This is a genomic window from Fusibacter paucivorans, from assembly GCF_018390735.1.
Classification (GTDB): domain Bacteria; phylum Bacillota; class Clostridia; order Peptostreptococcales; family Acidaminobacteraceae; genus Fusibacter; species Fusibacter paucivorans.
On sequence record NZ_JAHBCL010000032.1, the window covers coordinates 1 to 18,745 of the forward strand.

Sequence of the window (18,745 nt, forward strand, 5' to 3'; positions counted from 1 at the left end):
GGGTGGCTTAGACATAGTGTAGCCTATCCAGTGATTAGGTCTTTTTGTCATGCATTTTTATTCAATAATTATTCCTTGGAATTATTTTTTTTAAGACTTGACTTTTTATAGTTAGTCTTTCTATTAATCTATTTCATACATGCATTATGCCCGCTTTTGGAGAGCAATAATCTCAATTGCTCAAAAAATCATACGACTTTGTAAAAATCAAGTGTAAAACAATGAATTTTTTATGGAAAACAATTGATTTTAGAGTGCTTTTGGGATTACACTATACAGTAGGTATCAAATTGTAAATGAGATCAATTAATGTGTATAAGACAAGAAATTAGGAACCGGAAAGGATTAAAATGTTATCATTTGTTAGAAGTGGCCCCAAAATTCTCGTCATTCAACCCAGAGATTTTCAGAAACTTAAAAAGTTCATCCAATTGAATTTTTCATGCAAAAAAATACCTGAAGATGTACAGACCTTCGAAGATGTTATTTCAGAAGCGTCATATGATCAAACGGTTGTCTATATGGTTGACAATGCGGCAGATAACGTCGACGGCTTTGACATTGAACGAACCATGATCATCAGTGAGGGTGATAACAACTTCTTTATGCACTCCATTAATCAGGGGGGCGCATCTGAGATTGCGTACATTCGAAAAGGACCGCGGATCGTGATTATGAAAGTGCTGGGAGATATGGATGGGACGGTACGCTCCGTATCTGAAGACTTTGGTGCAATGTCCGAACCGACACGCCAAATCTTTCATCGCCATTCAGATGGGACCATCGTCTGTTTTACACGTGTTAATATCAATCGAAAAGTGCAGTTTGAAGAATTTTATGAACATGCATTCTACACGAAGACGCATTTTACAGAAGTTATTGACAGTATTGATCACCATGGACTCAAATACATTAATCGCAATGTTGGCAGTGACATGTGGTATGAGTTGACACTTAAGATTTATGACGAAAAGGAAGCTTATAAAATTCAGTATGATCGTCTGACATACATTCTCGATCACGTTGGTTCAAATTTAATTTTAAAAGAAGGGTGGAGTGAAGAGACGAGACGTCTTTTTCAAACTGTGGGCATTTATAAAATCACGCTGTTTACTCATTTAGCGCCCGTTGAAATAAAGAAGATACTCCTGTCGCTTGAATATTTGGAAAATGGCGAGCGAATCGTGGATTTTGATGTTTTCTACAATAAAAAACGAATACGCTGGGAAGATGTACAATTGCCGAATATTCGAAAGCGTTCAGCCCTGAGTCTTCACTATCGGCATGAGCTTTATAAACAGCTTGAATCCGATGTGATTCTTGGGTTAAAATCCATGGAGGATTATATATTTGCATCGCGATAGTGTGGTGCAAAGCGATTTCAAATTTGATATAATAGTTGTAGGTTTATCCAATATTTGGACTGAACAACGTATATGATAAGCTGACGATATGTCAGCTTTTTTTAACAAGGAGGGCATAATGAATATTACTTATCTCGGGCACGCAGCCTTCGAAATGATTACGAATCATGCAAATCTTTTAATTGATCCCTTCATTGACAATGGTCACACATCAAAGAAGGTAGAAGACTTCAAAGACACGACTTATATTCTCGTGACGCATGGACACAGCGACCATGTCGGTTCGACACCTGAAATTGCAAACCTTTCCGGTGCAACTGTCATCTCGAATGCAGAGCTTTCAACGCATTTTTCCGGTATGGGACTTAAAACGCATAGTATGCATATTGGTGGTAAAGCCCATTTTAATTTCGGCAACGTCAAAATGACGCCGGCATTGCATGGTTCATCCATTGTTATTGATGGCAAAATGCATGAGGGCGGCAATCCATGCGGTTTTGTGGTCATGGCAGATGGCTTGAAAGTTTATCATGCAGGCGATACCGGTCTTAGTATGGAAATGATGCTTTTAGAAGATATGAATGTGGATCTTGCGATCTTGCCGATCGGCGGCAATTTTACCATGGACATTGAAGATGCTGTGAAAGCGGTGGCTATGATCAAGCCAAAGCGTGTCATGCCGATGCACTTCAATACTTTTCCGGTAATACAGTCAAATCCGGAATATTTCAAGAAACAAGTAGAACAATTGGGATTAGGTATAGAAGTTATCCTTTTAGATGCCGATCAGACCATGACTTTATAATATGACGATGCTTAAAACAATAAAATACCGTATGACCGTAAGCTATGACGGGACGCGTTACAAGGGCTGGCAAAGGCTAAAACAGACGCGGGAAACCATACAGGATAAAATTGAAAGTGTCCTTTCGCGGTACTTTGATGAAGCGATTGTCATTGACGGCGCCGGTCGAACAGATGCTGGTGTTCATGCGCGTGCGCAGGTTTGCAGTTTTTCAGCACCAGAGACGGAGGTAGTCGTATTGCAGCAATATATGAACCGCTATCTTCCTGAAGATATTGCCGTAACGGCAGTAACGCAGGCTGATTCGCGTTTTCATGCCCGATTTAATGCGGTTTCGAAGACATATGCTTACATGCTTTGGACGGCACCGTACCCGCCTATTTTCGAAAGACAGTATGTGTTGCAGGTTGCGGAGCCGATTGATTTGGCGCGAATGGAAGCATGTGCTGCCTATTTAATTGGCCGACATGATTTTAAGGGCTTCTGCACTGATAAAACAAAAAAGTCGACCGTGAGAACCATACATAAAATTGTGTTTGAACGGCAAGAGCACATCATAACTTGTCGATTTACCGGAGATGGCTTTCTTTATAATATGGTAAGAATTCTCATGGGAACCCTTTTGGAAGTTGGTAAAGGCAAGCGCGAGCCAGAGAGCGTTTTAGAGGTATTAGAGCATTTGGACAGACGCTATGCTGGTGAGACGGCGCCGGCTCAGGGGCTTATCCTTGAAGTTGTTGACTATGAAGGGGATTGATTTTTAGACGGATTGGTAAATGTAAACAAATGCAGGCGGCGCTGGGCGTGTCTGCATTCCCTTTTTTACATGGAAGAGGTAGCGATGAAAATATTATATTACGATTGTTTTGCAGGGATCAGTGGTGATATGAACTTAGGGGCAATGATAGATTTGGGTGTTTCTGAAGTCCATTTAAGAAGCGAACTCAGCAAACTTGGTCTTGATGATGAATTTGAGCTCGTCATAACACGAAAACAAAAAATGGGCATTGAAGGGACGAAGGTAGATGTGCTGTTAACCCATGAAACGGTTGAACACGATCACAGCCATGATGGTCACCATCACCATGATGATCACCATCATGACGACCACCATCATGACGACCGGCATCACGACGGGCATACACACGAGCACAGCCATTCGCATAGACATGATAATGATCATGAAAGTCATGCCCACGACTTGCATGATCATCATCACGATCCGCATTCACACGAACATTCACACGAACATTCACACGGACACTCACATGAGCAATCCCACGATCATCACCACCACCGAAATTATCCGGATATCGTTGCAAGAATTGAAAACAGTACGCTGAGTGAACGTGTCAAATACGATAGTTTAGAGATGTTTAGAAGACTGGCTGTTGCTGAGGGAAAGGTACATGGCAAGCCAATTGAAGACGTTCATTTTCATGAAGTAGGCGCAGTAGACTCGATTGTAGACATCGTTGGCGCGGCAATTTGCATGTCGGCACTGGCGGTAGACGCTGTTCAAAGCGCTCCTATTGAAACCGGCAGCGGTTTTGTAAAATGTGCTCACGGTCTTATGCCGATTCCTGCACCTGCAACGGCTGAAATGCTAAAAGGCGTCCCTATGGTTTCAAAGGTTCACGGCAAGGAAATGACGACGCCGACGGGGGCAACTATACTCAATTATTATGTGGAACACTATACAATGGAACGCCGGTTTAAAATAGAAAAAATAGGTTATGGTCTAGGAACGCGCGATATGGCTATTCCCAACGTGCTTCGCGTCTTTATTGCCGAGACGGAAACAGTTGAGGCAAAACAGTGGATAATCGAGGCAAATATTGATGATATGAGTTCTGAGATGCTTGTCTTTGCATCAGACCGTTTGTTTGCCGGTGGGGCACTTGATGTCTTTATGACGCCGATTGTCATGAAGAAAGGACGTCCTGCAAGCATGATTTCAATTCTGTCAAGGCAGCATGATCTCGAGAAACTTGAACAAATACTCTTTGAGGAAACCACAACCATTGGACTTCGTAAATATCCTGTTGAAAAGCGAATGCTGAAACGATCGTTCGAGGAACTTGAGACGCCTTATGGTGTCGTCACGGTTAAACGCGCCTATCTCAATGGGGTCTGTGTCAATGCCAAACCCGAATATGAGCAGTGCAAGGCCATTGCCAATGAAAAGGGAATCAGCCTGCAAAGATTGTTGAAAGAAATTGAGATGCTGATTAAATGGTCTTAACGGTAACGTTAAAACGGCAGAGGCATGTTTATTGATTGTAACATCGCATTGCAATCAAATTGATCTGCAAATGAAAGAGGGAATTGAAATGTTAGAAAAAGTGATGATGCAGAAATATGAAGCGCTGAAAATGAGATTGAAGGATATGGCGCCTGTTGCCGTCGCCTTTTCGGGTGGTGTGGACAGCACGTTTCTGCTCAAAGCGGCACATGATGCGCTTGGGGATGACGCATGTGCCATTACAGTTGAAGCACCCTATATTGCAACTTGGGAATTGGATGAAGCCAATATGCTGACGGAATCAATGGGTGTTCAGCATATACATTTATCGCTTGCGATTCCGGAGAGCATCACGCATAATCCTGAAAATCGCTGTTACTTGTGCAAAACAGCTGTGTTTACAGCGATTAAACAGACTGCGGCTGAACGCGGTTTTAAGACCGTTGTGGACGGATCGAATGCAGATGATTTACAGGATTATCGTCCTGGGATGCAGGCGTTAAAAGAACTGGGAGTTGAAAGCCCAATGCTGGCAGTCGGCCTGACAAAGCAAGAGATTCGGACACTTTCCAAAATGCTGAAACTGCCGACGTGGGATAAACCGCCGTATGCGTGTCTTTTAACGCGCTTGCCCTACCAGACGGAAGTGGTGACGGATGTCTTAAGGCGCATTGAAAAATCAGAAAAATATCTGATGGATAAGGGGATTCGCGCTGTTCGTGTGAGAACGCACGGTGATCTTGCACGAATTGAAGCGAATTCAAGTGAACTGCCAAAACTATTGTTGCCGGAGACCATGAGAGCGGTTAATGAAGCGCTTATCGCTTTTGGCTTTAAACACGTAACACTGGATCTTGCAGGCTACCGCATGGGGAGTTTTAATGAAACACTTACAGAAATGAAACCGTTATCTGAGCAAGATTCATAATGCGTTGTTTAATCAATTACAGTGAAAAGTGACGCATCTTTAATAAAGGGAAAGATCAAATGGGGGATAGCCGGATGAATGAGAATAAACATGCACTGCTGGAAGCATATAAAGCGGGTGCAATGACAACCGATGAGGTGATTGCACAATTAGACAAAACGGATTTGCAGGAAATGGGTTTTGCCACGCTGGATCATCACCGTGCTGAACGCGTTGGCTATCCGGAAGTCATTTATTGTGAGCATAAAACGACACCGCAAGTGGCGGCAATATTTAAGGCGCTCGCTGTAAAGGGACATAATGTACTGGCCACGCGCATATCAAAAGAAGCTGCGGAAGCTGTTTTAAATGATTTTCCATCGGCAAGGTATAATCCCCTTGGCAGAACTGTTGCACTCTATCAGGGTATTCAAAAGGAGACGCCGCACAAAATTGCCATCGTCTCTGCCGGTACATCGGATTTAAATGTCGTGGAAGAGGCCTATGAAACGGTGCTGTGCTTTGGCAATCGCGTCGATAAAATTGTTGATGTGGGCGTTGCCGGCATTCATCGGCTGTTTAATAAGCTTGAACTGATCCGTGAAGCGCGCGTCATTATAGTCGTCGCAGGCATGGAGGGTGCACTGGCAAGTGTCCTAGGCGGTCTCGTCGATAAACCTGTGATCGCCGTTCCCACCAGTGTCGGCTACGGCGCAAGCTTTAATGGTCTAAGTGCGCTGCTGACGATGCTCAACAGCTGTGCCAGCGGTATAACGGTTGTAAACATTGACAATGGATTTGGCGCAGCCTATGCGGCATCACAGATCAATCAGCTGTAAATACAATAGTCAACTAAGAAACAGCAGGCCTAGTGATGCCTGTTGTCTGTGGAAGGAATAAGGAAATGAGCTGAAGGGAAATACCGCTCTTTCTCGTCAACGTGATACTCGGATTAGCGGCAATGGTCGCTTTAATGCTGGCTTTGTTTTCGCCGATTGGCTGGTGCGGCTTTTTTGTGGTCATCATTTTTGGCATTTTAATCAACGCGCTGTATCTGTATCTTAACAGGCGATTTTTTAAATAATGCAATTGACTTAAATCATTTATGCATCGAGAAATGAGAATCGTGTTGTAAAGACATTTGGTTTTTGACATTCGTCAAGATTAGATGTCTTTCTTTTTGTAACATAGGTTACATACATTGTCTTTGAAAATCGTTAAAATGAATTTGAAATTGAATTTGAATTTAAAAAATAACCGAAGTATATGAAACATCCACGTGAAAACAAAAATCGAAAGGGGATCTATCATGGCAGATCAAAAAATGTTTTGTTTCCAATGTCAAGAAGCGAGTAAAGGCACAGGCTGTACGCAAATCGGGGTTTGCGGCAAATCCGATGAAGTTGCAAATTTACAGGATTTACTGGTCTATACATTAAAAGGCGTTGCCATATTTAGCAGTACGGCGCGCGCTAATCAATTGCCGGTTAATGATGCGGAATACGCAATGCTGGATGGCTTATTTGCAACCATCACCAATGCGAATTTTGACAAGTATGCCATTAAAGCAAAAATTGAAAATGCGAGGACAGTAAGAGATAACCTAAGCGCTAAATTGGCAGAAGCAGGCGTCACGGTGCCGATGTCAACACATGACGCGGCGACATGGCAAGGGTCAATTGCCGATAAAGCGGCTGCATCAGAAGTTGGTGTATTGGCAACGGCAAATGAAGATGTGCGTTCGTTGAGAGAACTTATAACCTATGGCCTCAAAGGTATGGCAGCTTATGCAGAGCATGCATTGAATCAAGGCTTTGCAAAACCAGAAATCAATGCTTTTATTGAGAAGGCAATGGTTGCGACACTGGATGACAGTTTATCAGCTGACGATTTAGTCGCGTTAACACTGGAAACAGGTAAATTTGGCGTTGATGTCATGGCACTTTTGGATGAAGCGAATACAACGGCCTATGGCAATCCGGAAATTACAGAAGTTAATATTGGCGTTGGCAGCAATCCGGGCATTTTGATTTCCGGTCACGACTTAAAAGATATGGAAGAGTTGCTGGCACAAACAGAGGGAACGGGCATTGACGTTTATACACACAGCGAAATGCTGCCGGCACATTACTATCCAGCTTTTAAAAAATACAAACACTTTGTTGGCAACTACGGCAATGCATGGTGGCAGCAAAAAGAGGAATTTGAAACCTTTAATGGCCCTGTTCTCTTTACGACAAACTGCATCGTACCGCCAAAGGCAAGCTACAGTGACCGCGTTTATACAACGGGATCCGCTGGATTTGAAGGCTTTAAGCATATTCCAAATAGGGAAGACGGTAAGACGAAAGACTTTTCTGAAATCATTGAACATGCGAAACGCTGTGCGGCGCCTACGGAGATTGAAACGGGCAAAATTATCGGCGGCTTTGCACATAACCAAGTACTCGCACTTGCAGATCAAGTGGTCGATGCGGTTAAAACCGGTGCAATCAAACAGTTCTTCGTTATGGCGGGCTGTGATGGTCGCATGAAGTCGAGAAATTATTACACGTCTTTTGCAGAAGCATTGCCGAAAGATACAGTTATTCTGACGGCAGGCTGTGCAAAATACCGTTACAACAAATTGAATTTAGGCGATATCGGCGGAATCCCACGCGTACTCGACGCAGGTCAGTGCAACGATTCTTATTCGTTGGCGGTGATTGCGCTCAAGCTGAAAGAAGTCTTTGAACTCAACGACATCAACGAGCTGCCAATTTCATATAATATTGCATGGTACGAGCAAAAAGCGGTAATCGTGCTGTTGGCACTGCTCTATCTAGGTGTCAAAAACATTAAACTTGGGCCAACACTGCCTGCATTCCTGTCGCCAAATGTCGCGAAGGTACTCGTCGAAAGCTTTGGTATCAATGGTATTACAGATGTGCAGACGGATATCGTTCAATTTTTAGGTTAAGTGTCCCATTCGGCAGTATGCAGAGCTGAAATATGCGTGATTATCAAAATGCTGAGTATAATAGAATATAGAATCGCTTATTAAAGTTAGCCTCATACAAGGCAACTACGATTGCATAAAATAGCAAAAAACATAGAAGGCTGCCATTATTGGCAGCCTTTCATCTATGTAGAGACATTGATTTAAAAAGAGAAGACCATTCTACATGATCTTAAAAAGGGTAGAATAAGCGCTAAATTGGATGGGATTTAGCGCTTAATCATCAAGATAGGAAGTTAAGCTATTTAAACCTGCTCCAAAATAATTCGCAGTAGGTTTGATAAGGTTACTGTACTCACTAAGCGTGAGCATACTGTTTGCGGGTGCTGCTGTTGTCATTGTCGTTTTTTGATTTTCCATGGTCATACCTCCTTGAAACTTTATACACTTATATTGTATAAATATACATAAATGGGTATAAAAATACCCGTCCTATCACAATTTAGACGAGTTCCGTTGCGAGATCACTAATTATAACGGTTGATATAGGAACCACCCATCTTATTCTAGCACAATACCATCGTGATCCAATGCTGATGTTGTACCACTCCTTTAGTGGAGTCTTTTTGTTAATTAAGATGTATTATAACAGTGCTCAGAATAGAAGTCAATAGGGTTTTTGAGAAAATTCGCGAAAAATTCTGAAAATTATACAAGGACTGCAATAGCCCCGTTAAATGAATTTTATGATCGCATAAGATAAAATTAACAAAAATGATACACTCGTGTTCATGGAATTTGTGTATACTAATCATAATACAAAGACAAAGACAATGACAGGGAATCGGTCATTCAAATGATTCAGCGCATAAAACGCTAGAAATAGAGTATTCTTAATTACAAATGTTTGGAAATGCAATCGCTTGCCTGAATGGTAACGGGTTGTGCGCGCGTGTATCGAACATTAAAATGGGCTAATAAAGGCTAACCCCATATGCCCTATAAATTGCGACGCTTTAATGAAGAGAAGCGTTTGAACGACAAGAAAGGAAATAAAGATGAACCAATACAAAGCGGTCGTTTCTGACCTGGACGGCACACTGCTCAACCGTTACCACGCATTGAGTGAACGAACCATTGAAGTGGTCAGAGGTCTTGAAAAGCAGGGAATCCTGTTTATTATTGCAACAGGCAGACATTTCAAAGATGTCATGATGATTAAAGAAAAGCTGGGCGTGATGCCCTATATGATTACAGCCAATGGTGCAACGGTCTGTGCACCTTCAGGGGATATGATTTACCAGTCTGCCATTCCAAAAGAAGTGGTAAAATCAATTTTAGCCATTGACGTTCCGGACATCGTCTATAAAAACATCTACCAGGATGATTTATGGCTGATGGAACGTGAAAGTCATCTTTTTGACGATTATTACGAAGATGGCGCTTTTCGTTATACACTTTGTCAGTTTGAAGATCGTATGCATTTTGATACGAATAAAGTATTTTTTACAAGTGAAGATCCCGACGCATTAAAACCTGTTTATGAGACAATTAAGCAAAACTACAGTGATGTCGTCGACGTGACGTTTTCGCTGCCCGTCGTGCTTGAAGTCATGGCAAAGGGGACCAATAAGGGAACGGCGCTCAGCAGCTTGCTAACGGGGCTGAATATTGAACCGGAAGCGTGCATAGGGTTTGGCGATGGGCTAAATGATTTAGAAATGCTTGATTTTGTGGGCGTGGGGCATATTATGGGCAATGCGGATGAACAACTGAAATCACAGCTGCCGCATCTTAAAGTTATTGGCAAAAACCATGATGATGCCGTAGCGAGATCTCTCCAGCACATATTTGCACTCTAACAGGAGCCTCGAAAGCATTTAAAAATTTCACCTATTAAAAAAATTGAATAATAACAAATTCCGTGTAAATTTTTGAATAAGGGTTGACACGCGGCTGTAGCATGGTATAATCATTCACAAATCAAGTAATTATTCATTCATTAAGGATAGGTAACAATTATGTCTGGTAAACTTAACGTATTGGCGAACAACAACTATTTCTTTTATTTTAGCTGGAGCTATTTTTATTTTAGCGCTGGCTATTTGTTTTGCAAAAGAATAGGGTTGAAAAATGCTGATGAGCAATTAAGTTGCCTTTCGATAGGTTAACGACACACTTTAAGAAGATGGTTAAAGTAGAGACTCATTAGTGGGTCTCTTTTTTAATACTTAAATGGCCTGCTAATTGTCTGACAAGAGGAGGATAAAATGGCTGTAGCAATGAACATGAACTGGAAAGAAGATCAAGAAGTGATCGAAATCATTAAGCGGATTAAAGAACCTTTCAAAATGACAAACAGGGCATTTAAAGCGGAAGACACTTGCGTTACCGTTGACGGCAGAAGCATTGGCAATGGTCACTTTGGCATTATTGCAGGACCGTGTTCTGTCGAGAGCAGATCTCAAATTGTCGATGTCGCAAAGGCAATTGAATTATCAGGCGCTAACTTCCTAAGAGGTGGTGCATTCAAACCGAGAACTTCACCTTATGACTTCCAGGGACTTCGTTCAGAAGGGCTGGCATTGCTCAGGGCAGCCAAGAAAGCGACGGGCTTGCCGATTGTCACTGAAGTGATGGCTGTTAAGACACTGGAAGATCATGCAGATGATATTGATATTATTCAAATCGGTGCAAGAAACATGCAAAACTTTGACCTTTTAAAAGCGGCGGGGCAGCTCAGAAAGCCAGTATTACTCAAACGCGGCATGTCGGCTACCATTGAAGAATTCCTCATGGCGGCAGAGTACATTCTATCAGAGGGAAATGATCAGGTTATTCTCTGCGAACGCGGCATTCGAACCTTTGAAAAGTACACGCGCAACACGTTAGACCTAAGTGCGATTCCCGTTATTAAACGTTACTCACATTTGCCGATTATCATTGACCCATCTCACGCTACCGGCGATTCACGCTATGTTGAATCCATGGCGCTGGCAGCTGTTGCAGCAGGTGCAGATGGTTTGATGATCGAGGTGCACAATAATCCTGAAACAGCGCTTTCTGACGGTAAACAATCCTTAACACCTGTTCAGTTTAATGCTGTTATGGAAAAAGTAACACAGCTTGCCAAAATAATGGGCAAAACGGTTGGCTAAGGATTCTGTTAATAATGGGATATGATGCCGTTATGATCCTATCATCCCGCCATCATTATCATAATGATCATAAATAAGTAAACCATCACAAGGGCTCAGTTCATGACGATTAAACGACTGAGCAGAGACGAACGCATTGAGGCAATGCGACGACTGAAAAAGGAGGCAACACATTGGGGTATCAATTTCTGTAATCGGACTCGGGCTAATTGGCGGATCAATCGCCAAAGCCGTTAAAGCAAACACACCGCATCGCGTTATTGGGTTTGATATTGACGCGCATACATTGAATTTTGCACGTGACGAGGGTATTCTCGACGAAGTGAGCGACGATGCCGAACATGTATTGTCACAAGGTGATATTGTTTTTATCTGCTTATATCCAAAAGAAACCATCACATTTATACGAGAGCACTACAGAGCCTTTAAAGATGGCGCGATTATCACGGATTGCGCCGGACTGAAGATGGAAATGACAGCGTTCTTCAACAAAATGGTGAAAAATGATAAAGACTTGGAGTTTATCGGCGGTCATCCCATGGCGGGCAGTGAGAAAAAGGGTTATGAAAATGCCAGCAGCACTTTGCTCGAAGGGGCACCCTTTATTCTGACACCGCATGAAGGCAACACCGATAAAGCGGTTGAAAAGCTGACGTCACTGCTAGTGGCGATGCAATTTGGCGAAGTGACGCAGATGACAGCACAGGTGCACGATGAACTCGTTGCCTACACGAGTCACCTGCCGCATATCATTGCCAATGCACTACTGGTTCGAAAGCCTTCGACGGTGACAAAATCGCTGGAAGGCGGAAGCTTTAGAGATGTGACGCGCGTCGGTAAAATGAATACACTGCTTTGGCAGGAGTTAATCATGAGCAATCAGGAGAATGTATTGAAGTACTTGGATGATTTTAACGGTCAAATCAATGCCGTGAAAGAAGCGATCCAGTCTCATAATACAGAATCGCTCGTGGCACTCTTTGAAGGGCATTAAGGAGTTTATAATGACAGAGGGCTTACGACAAACCCTAACAGTTGAAGCACCATCAAAGCAATACAAGATAACCATTGATAAAAAGTGGATTGACCGCGATTTTTTCAAAGCGTTGGCAGTCAACCGAAAAATTGTTATGATAACAGATGAAAACGTCTATGCATGCTATCGTGAGCTGCTCGAGGGTTTTGATGTCTTCGTGATTACAGCGGGTGAATCGTCAAAATGTATGGCGAGCTACAGTGATATCCAAAGTTATCTGATTGAACATCATCTAACGCGATCTGATGCTGTTGTGGCTTTTGGCGGCGGCGTAGTAGGTGATTTAGCGGGATTTGTTGCTGCTACCTATATGCGCGGCATTGGCTTTATACAAGTACCAACGACATTGCTGGCGATGGTAGACAGCAGTGTCGGCGGCAAAGTTGCCATTAATCACAGTGTTGGGAAAAATATTTTGGGAGCATTTTATCAGCCGGATGCCGTTTATATGGATACGGCGTTTCTGGAAACACTGCCGGATGCAGAATTTGCCTGCGGCATGGCGGAAATTATAAAATACGGTCTCATTCGGGATGAAGCGCTCTTTGCATTGTTGGCAGATTTGCCTGTTAAGGCAGTCCGCGAACAGATTGCTTCTATTATAGCAAGGTGCTGTGCCATTAAGGCAGAAGTTGTCGCAGCGGATGAAGAAGACCGAGGACTTAGACAAATTTTAAATTTTGGCCATACAGTAGGACATGCAGTCGAATCGTTCTATCATTATAAAACATATACACACGGTCATGGCGTTGCTATTGGCATGGCAATTAAAGCAAAGCTTGCCATGAATAACGGCATCATTGATCCTGTACAGTATCGTTTGATTGTGGAGACGATTAAGAAATTTAATTTACCCATTGCCATTGACGAACCCGAACAGATGCCGGAAGTTTTAAAAGAAGTGATTCACGACAAGAAAGCGGAAGGCGATGTCTTTAAACTCATTGAGCTTGAAACCATTGGGAGCGTGAAAATCGCAGCATACACTTATGACGCACTCGTAGCGATGCTCGCGTAGCGGTCTGTATTTTTGAATAACGATAGCGTCTTGATGCAAAACGTATTAAGTGTTGGTGCGCACCATGTGATGATGCGCATCATATGAAAAAATAAGTGTCAACTGACATAAAAATTAAACCATAAGGAATAGATGATGATGAAATCAGCAAAAGTGACCATTCAACCCAAAACCATATCGGGCATTGTAACCGTGCCGCCGTCGAAGAGTATCAGCCATCGCGCGGTGATCTGCGCCGGTTTGTCTGCACGGCAGTCCACCATAAAGAATTTAATTTACTCAGATGATATTAAGGCAAGTCTTCAGGCAATGTCTCAGTTTGGAATGACAATCGAATCGGAAACTCAGAAAAATGATCGCTATACGCTTGCGCTCGTCAATCATAAAATGGCGGCGCTCAGTCAAAAGCCAGTTCAATCACCTATTACGATTGACTGTCATGAATCCGGGTCCACGATTCGTTTTTTAATGCCTTTTTTTCACCTTTCTTCTGAAGCGGTGACATTTATAGGCCGCGGTAGACTGGCGGAAAGGCCGTATACGACCTTTTACAGACTCTTTGATGAACGCGGCATTGTCTATGAAACCACGAATGGTATATTGCCGACGACGATCAAGGGCGCACTAAAAGCCGGACGCTATGCGGTTGAAGGAAATGTTAGCTCGCAGTTTATCACGGGGTTGATGTTTATGCTGCCGCTCTTGGACGGCGATTCTGTTATCGAGATTACGACACAGCTCGAATCAAAGGGTTATATTGATTTAACGCTGGAAGCGCTGCGTGCTTTTGGCATCATAATCGAAAATAAAGATTACGAGGCATTTGTCATCCCAGGTGGTCAATCTTATAAAGGCTGTGAATTTACCGTAGATGGCGATTATTCGCAAGCGGCTTTTTGGCTCGTCGCGGCGGCAATCGGCAATGAAGTTGAACTGGACGGCATGAAATGGGAATCGCTGCAAGGTGATCGCGCGATCATCGATATTATTGAAGCGATGGGCGGAAAAGTAACCTTTGAAAATCAGCGATTAACAGTAACGGTGAATAAGCTTAACGGCGTCGTGATTGACGCTTCTCAATGCCCGGATCTCGTGCCGGTTGTAGCAGTACTGTGCAGCATGTGCAAAGGGGAGTCACGCATTATCAATGCTGAACGCCTGCGCATTAAAGAATCAGATCGACTAAAGGCAATTTCCACAGAACTCAATAAAATGGGTGCGAAGATAGAAGAAACACCGGATGGCCTTATTATTCAGGGCATAGACAGCTTTAAAGGTGCGGCAGTGGAGAGTTGGAATGATCATCGTATCGCCATGGCGCTTGCGATTGCAAGCACGCGATCGACGGGTGATGTCATCATAGATGGTGCAAGTGCTGTGAATAAATCGTATCCGATGTTTTGGGAAGATTTCAAAAAAGTAGGGGGCGTTGTTTATGAGTAGTCGTATTGGACAGTGTTTTACAGTGAGTCTCTTTGGTGAATCACATGGCGCGGGTATTGGATGTGTTATCGAGGGCATTCCAGCCGGAACGCCGCTTGACCTTGAGCAGATTAGAAAAAGACTGAATCAGAGACGCCCCGGCAAAGATCAATACAGTACGCCTAGGCAGGAAGCGGATTCGTTCGATATACTCAGCGGCTATTTTATGGATCATACAACGGGAACGCCGTTGTGTGCGGTCTTTCGCAACTCAGATACGCGCTCGAAAGATTATCAGTCTTTGAAAATGCACTTTAGGCCGGGTCATGCAGATTTTACCGGTGGTGAAAAGTATCGTGGCGCCAATGATTATCGAGGCGGTGGACATTTCTCTGCACGTTTAACCGCGGCACTCGTCTTTGCGGGCGCTATCGCAGAACAGCTTATTGAAGCACAGGGTATTAAGGTGATGACGCAGGTACAAGGGGTTGGGCCGCTGCGTGCGGAAAGTTTTGAAACCCTTGAATTGACTGATGCCGTTGTGAATCAGCTCGACGGTGAAGGTTATGCAATTCAAAAAAGTGTTGAGGCTGATTTTCTAAAAGCAGTAGACGATGCGCGGATGGCGCTCGATTCCATTGGCGGTATTGTCGAAGGCGTTATCTTAAATGTTCCGGTTGGTTTGGGAGAGCCCTTCTATGATGCTTTTGAGAGCAGATTGGCACATGGCCTCTTTGCGATCCCAGCCGTAAAAGGCGTTAGTTTTGGCAAAGGATTTGACTTTGTAAACATGAGAGGTTCCGAGGCAAACGACCTGTTTTATGCAGACGGGGATGTGGTGAAAACGCGTACGAATAACAACGCTGGCATTAATGGCGGGATCAGCAATGGAATGCCCATTTGGTTCAAATGTGCTTTTAAACCGACACCGTCCATTGCAAAACCGCAGGAAACACTTAATCGATCAACAATGCAAACAGAAACACTGGAAATTAAAGGGCGTCATGATCCGTGCGTCGCATTGAGAGCGGCGACTGTTGTAAGGGCGATGACCGCTATTATCACATATGATTTATGGCTAGAAAGTAAAAGGCGATAGGAGGCAGTATTAGTATGCAAATCTACGATAAAACCTATGCTCTACAGGGCACAGAGGGCTCATACAGTTATGAAGCGCTCATTAAATATCACGGCGGCAGCATTGAGGCGGATTATAACTGTTTTGATACATTTGAAGAAGTATTTGAAACGGTTATTTCTGGAAAAGCACGCTATGGGATTTTACCGATAGAGAATTCATCCACCGGGAGTATCACGACGGTGTTTGATCTGCTCAACCAGCATACGGTCAACATCGTTGGTGAAGTAACCTTGCGTATTACCCATCATCTCGTAGCACCTGTTATGACAGACGTCGCTAATATTCAAACGGTCTATTCACATATACAAGGGTTTGAGCAGAGCAAGAACTTTTTTAAAGCGCACCCGCACCTCAACTTTATTCCCTATAAGAATACAGCCCTTAGTGCCAAACGGGTTTCTGAATCCGGCAGGGAAGATGAGGCTGCAGTGGCGAGCCGATTGGCAGCAGAAATTCATAAACTGCATATAATAGAAGAAAACATTAATGATCAAAACAATAACTTTACGCGCTTTATCATTATCAGCCTTGAAGATGGGCAAACGGAAGCGTCAGATAAGATCTCCATTGTATCTGTTGTCGACCATACACCGGGTTCGCTTTACAAGATGCTCAGCTGTTTTGAAAATGCACATCTGAATTTATTGAAAATCGAATCGAGACCACTCCGAGGACGACCTTGGGAATACAGTTTTTACATTGATTTTGAAGGCAATCTCAATGATGAAAACGTTAAGCGCGCAGTCGATGAATTGAAATACAATGCGAGGACATTTAAAATATTGGGCAACTATTGTTCAGGGGAGGGTAAATGAAAAAATTTGGACTTTTGGGGCAAAAACTTTCTTACAGCTTTTCACCAGTGATTCACGGTGTGATCTTTGAGTATTTGAAACTGGATGCAACCTACTCTTTGATTGAACGCGAACCCGAATTGCTGGATCAAAAAGCGTTTCATGACATTATGGCCGTATACGATGGCATTAACGTGACGATTCCATATAAGTCACATATTATGCCCTTTCTGGATGAAATTGATCCAGCGGCGGCGAGAATAGGCGCCGTTAACACCGTCGTGAAGCGTGACGGCCGATTAATCGGGTATAATACCGATTACTTTGGTGCACTTGCTTCATTAAAGGCACTGCCGTATTCGGAGGCGACCGGCGCTATACTGCTTGGGACTGGTGGATCGTCGAAAGCGGTTATGCAATGTCTAAAAGCATTGGAAATTGAACCGATTTATCAAGTTTCAAGAACACCGGAAACCAATATTGTCGGCGAAAATATTCGACAATTGGACTACGAAATGCTGGCAACAATGGATATTAGCGGCTGTTTGTTAGTAAATTGTACACCGGTGGGAATGGAGACTTATGAATATGCCAGCCCAGTGCCAAAGGCCGTCGTAGGCCGCCAATCGAGTGTGTTTGATCTCATTTATGTGCCGGCAGTCACCACATTGCTAGCGTATGCGAACGAAGAAAACGTGCCGCATCAAAATGGTCTGGACATGTTGATGATTCAAGCGGTTGAAGCTGAAAAACTCTGGCTGTCAATGCCGGATTTGCAACAAGATCAAATGCTGTCGCATTTAAAGGACAGTATTTCGATATAAAACTTTGTGAGGGATGTGGATGTCCAGATTATGTACAAAAAACTGTGCATAATCTGGACATCCGCTTTTTTTGTGCCCAGAAATCAAAAATGCCATTAGGTAAAATGGCATATTTTCAAGGATCGCGGTATGTACGCGAAAAAATGCACTTGGCATTAAACTTGCAACATTAGTAAAGTGTATATCCGACAGGGGAAAGATAAAGGAGGGTCTTCATGGATTTGTTTTTACAAAATATAGTAGGAGGACTGCAATCGGCCAGCATGTATGGCTTGGCGGCTTTAGGGCTTGTGCTCATTTATAAGACGACAGGCGTTATCAATTTCGCACAAGGCGAGCTCGGCATGTTCAATGCATTTGTAGCCGCTTGGCTATACGCAAATAACGTACCGCTTGTTATTGCAGTGCTGCTCACGCTAATCATAGCGGGTATCGTTGGTTTTCTGATTGAATGGGGTGTGATGCGACACGCCGTTAAGATTGATCCTCTTGGCAAAATGATTATGACGATGGGATTCGTTATGATTGCACAGGGACTAGCGCCGATGTTCTTTGGCAATAACCCATTGTATTTTCCAAAATTGCTGCAAGGTGATCCAATTAATATCGGCGGCGTCTCTATATTGCCGAATACGATTTTGATTATTGCGATCACACTTGGCATTATGGCAGCACTGTTTTATGTTTTGCAGAAATCTAAATGGGGTCTTGCCATTCGCGTTACAGCAGAGAATATTCAAACGGCAAAATTAATGGGTGTACCGACAAAATATGTTTCCATTGCCGTGTGGACGCTTGGTACAGCGCTTGGGGCGCTGGCGGCGACAATGGTAGCACCGCTGACAACTGTTAGTGTAACGATGATGGCAGACATTCATCTTAAGTCATTTATATCGGCAGTGCTCGGTGGCTTTGCGACTTTCTACGGACCGGTCGTCGGGGCGTTTATCATCGGGATCCTAAACAATCTCATCGGTTTTTATATTTCGTCAAAATGGGCAACAGCGATTTTATATGTCTTTATTCTCATCGTGCTCATCTTTAAACCGACTGGTATTTTCGGCAAGAAACATATTAAGAAAGTGTAGGTGCA

Annotated in this window: 18 protein-coding genes; 16 read left to right on the forward strand and 2 right to left on the reverse strand. The window is 43.3% G+C overall.

The features are described from left to right. Positions 1-350: 350 nt before the first annotated feature. From KHM83_RS15670 to larB, 6 genes are all read left to right on the forward strand, one after another. Positions 351-1,364, forward strand: coding sequence for a hypothetical protein (locus KHM83_RS15670; RefSeq protein ID WP_213237987.1), 1,014 nt, complete (start codon positions 351-353; stop codon positions 1,362-1,364). Between the two features lie 118 nt (positions 1,365-1,482). Then, positions 1,483-2,169, forward strand: coding sequence for a metal-dependent hydrolase (locus KHM83_RS15675; protein WP_213237988.1), 687 nt, complete (start codon positions 1,483-1,485; stop codon positions 2,167-2,169). 7 nt (positions 2,170-2,176) lie between these two features. After that, the gene (truA, locus tag KHM83_RS15680; protein WP_246543150.1) at positions 2,177-2,926 is read left to right on the forward strand and encodes a tRNA pseudouridine(38-40) synthase TruA; all 750 of its coding nucleotides are present in this window, start codon (positions 2,177-2,179) and stop codon (positions 2,924-2,926) included. Between the two features lie 84 nt (positions 2,927-3,010). Beyond that, the gene (gene larC, locus KHM83_RS15685; protein WP_213237989.1) at positions 3,011-4,414 is read left to right on the forward strand and encodes a nickel pincer cofactor biosynthesis protein LarC; all 1,404 of its coding nucleotides are present in this window, start codon (positions 3,011-3,013) and stop codon (positions 4,412-4,414) included. A gap of 103 nt (positions 4,415-4,517) precedes the next feature. Further along, on the forward strand, positions 4,518-5,342 hold the full coding sequence (gene larE / locus KHM83_RS15690) for an ATP-dependent sacrificial sulfur transferase LarE (RefSeq protein ID WP_213238027.1): 825 nt from the start codon (positions 4,518-4,520) through the stop codon (positions 5,340-5,342). 74 nt (positions 5,343-5,416) lie between these two features. Continuing rightward, on the forward strand, positions 5,417-6,160 hold the full coding sequence (larB, locus tag KHM83_RS15695; RefSeq protein WP_213237990.1) for a nickel pincer cofactor biosynthesis protein LarB: 744 nt from the start codon (positions 5,417-5,419) through the stop codon (positions 6,158-6,160). Between the two features lie 13 nt (positions 6,161-6,173). Here the strand turns inward: larB and KHM83_RS15700 are convergent, their stop codons facing one another. Continuing rightward, positions 6,174-6,347 (reverse strand): hypothetical protein, encoded by a 174-nt coding sequence (locus KHM83_RS15700; RefSeq protein ID WP_213237991.1) that lies wholly within the window; start codon positions 6,345-6,347, stop codon positions 6,174-6,176. 298 nt (positions 6,348-6,645) lie between these two features. Here KHM83_RS15700 and hcp point away from each other — a divergent pair, with 298 nt between their 5' ends. Further along, positions 6,646-8,280, forward strand: coding sequence for a hydroxylamine reductase (hcp, locus tag KHM83_RS15705; protein ID WP_213238028.1), 1,635 nt, complete (start codon positions 6,646-6,648; stop codon positions 8,278-8,280). Positions 8,281-8,535: 255 nt separating this feature from the next. Here hcp and KHM83_RS15710 read toward each other — a convergent pair whose 3' ends face one another. After that, positions 8,536-8,679, reverse strand: coding sequence for a hypothetical protein (locus tag KHM83_RS15710; protein WP_213237992.1), 144 nt, complete (start codon positions 8,677-8,679; stop codon positions 8,536-8,538). Positions 8,680-9,317: 638 nt separating this feature from the next. Here KHM83_RS15710 and KHM83_RS15715 point away from each other — a divergent pair. The 9 genes from KHM83_RS15715 (at position 9,318) to KHM83_RS15755 (ending at position 18,740) form a co-directional block, all read left to right on the forward strand. Then, entirely contained in the window at positions 9,318-10,121 is an 804-nt protein-coding gene (locus tag KHM83_RS15715; protein ID WP_213237993.1) for a Cof-type HAD-IIB family hydrolase, read from the forward strand. Between the two features lie 408 nt (positions 10,122-10,529). Next, complete coding sequence (gene aroF / locus KHM83_RS15720; protein WP_213237994.1) at positions 10,530-11,417, forward strand: 3-deoxy-7-phosphoheptulonate synthase; 888 nt, start codon at positions 10,530-10,532, stop codon at positions 11,415-11,417. A gap of 193 nt (positions 11,418-11,610) precedes the next feature. Continuing rightward, positions 11,611-12,411 carry a prephenate dehydrogenase gene (locus KHM83_RS15725; RefSeq protein WP_343213166.1) on the forward strand — a complete coding sequence of 267 codons (801 nt, stop codon included), beginning with the start codon at positions 11,611-11,613 and terminating at the stop codon, positions 12,409-12,411. A 10-nt stretch (positions 12,412-12,421) separates the two neighbouring features. Then, a complete protein-coding gene (gene aroB, locus KHM83_RS15730) occupies positions 12,422-13,471 on the forward strand; it encodes a 3-dehydroquinate synthase (RefSeq protein ID WP_213237995.1) in 1,050 nt (349 codons plus the stop codon). 138 nt (positions 13,472-13,609) lie between these two features. After that, positions 13,610-14,914: a 3-phosphoshikimate 1-carboxyvinyltransferase gene (gene aroA / locus KHM83_RS15735; RefSeq protein WP_213238030.1), complete on the forward strand. Its 1,305-nt coding sequence runs from the start codon at positions 13,610-13,612 to the stop codon at positions 14,912-14,914. Continuing rightward, positions 14,907-15,992, forward strand: a complete 1,086-nt coding sequence (gene aroC / locus KHM83_RS15740; RefSeq protein WP_213237996.1) for a chorismate synthase — start codon at positions 14,907-14,909, stop codon at positions 15,990-15,992. Before aroA ends, aroC begins: the two co-directional genes overlap by 8 nt. A 14-nt stretch (positions 15,993-16,006) precedes the next feature. Further along, positions 16,007-16,849, forward strand: coding sequence for a prephenate dehydratase (gene pheA / locus KHM83_RS15745; RefSeq protein ID WP_213237997.1), 843 nt, complete (start codon positions 16,007-16,009; stop codon positions 16,847-16,849). Then, positions 16,846-17,652 carry a shikimate dehydrogenase family protein gene (locus KHM83_RS15750; protein WP_213237998.1) on the forward strand — a complete coding sequence of 269 codons (807 nt, stop codon included), beginning with the start codon at positions 16,846-16,848 and terminating at the stop codon, positions 17,650-17,652. The genes pheA and KHM83_RS15750 overlap by 4 nt, the downstream gene beginning before the upstream one ends. A 215-nt stretch (positions 17,653-17,867) precedes the next feature. After that, positions 17,868-18,740 (forward strand): branched-chain amino acid ABC transporter permease, encoded by an 873-nt coding sequence (locus tag KHM83_RS15755; protein WP_213237999.1) that lies wholly within the window; start codon positions 17,868-17,870, stop codon positions 18,738-18,740. Positions 18,741-18,745: the final 5 nt, after the last annotated feature.